We start from the raw sequence: 638 nt of genomic DNA on the forward strand, positions 1-638 counted from the left end.
TCCAGGTCCAGGGCCTTGGCGCACGCGGCCTCCACCGCGGCCGGCCCGTACTGGCGCACGAGGCCAATGAGCCGGTAGACGGCGCGCATCCTCGTCCAGGGCAGCGGGTCATCGAGGATCCGTTCGGCGTAGATGCCGATGTTTTCCCCGTGCCCGGCGCAGAGGCCGATCAGGTGGGTGATGTCCCGCAACGCGTAGGCGCTCTTGTGCTCGGGCAGGTCGGACGGATCGGTGGAGCGGGTCCCGGGCCGCATCCGCGGATGGGTCTTGATCAGCTGCCCGCGGTGGTAGATCTTCACCAGCTCGCTGTCGGCGCGCACGTCGACCTGGGAGCCGATGTAGTCCCCGGGCACCGAGTACAGGGCCTTGCCGATCTCGAGGTGGTGGTCACGGTGGACCTTCGCTTCCTTGAACAAGGGCACGTCATAGTCCGCCGGGGCCGGCAACAAGGCCGGGGCTTCCTCGGCGGTGAAGACCTCCGCCGGGCGCGCCTGGGTCGGGCCATGAATACGCATCCCGGCCTTTTCCTGGCACCAGAACACGGCCCGGGCCTGGGCATCCTCCAGATCGGCGAAGACCTCCCCGGCGAAGAAATTCCCGCGCACATACTGCACCACCCGCTCCACGCGGGGTTTGTC

General features: G+C 68.3%; 1 protein-coding gene. It reads right to left on the reverse strand.

Translation table 11 applies throughout. From position 1 onward, the window contains the following. Nucleotides 1-638, reverse strand: a 638-nt coding sequence (locus tag G6N77_RS19570; protein ID WP_420867323.1) for a Mu transposase domain-containing protein, incomplete at both ends; no start/stop codon positions are given.

This window comes from Arthrobacter silviterrae, assembly GCF_011045165.1.
GTDB lineage: Bacteria > Actinomycetota > Actinomycetes > Actinomycetales > Micrococcaceae > Specibacter > Specibacter silviterrae.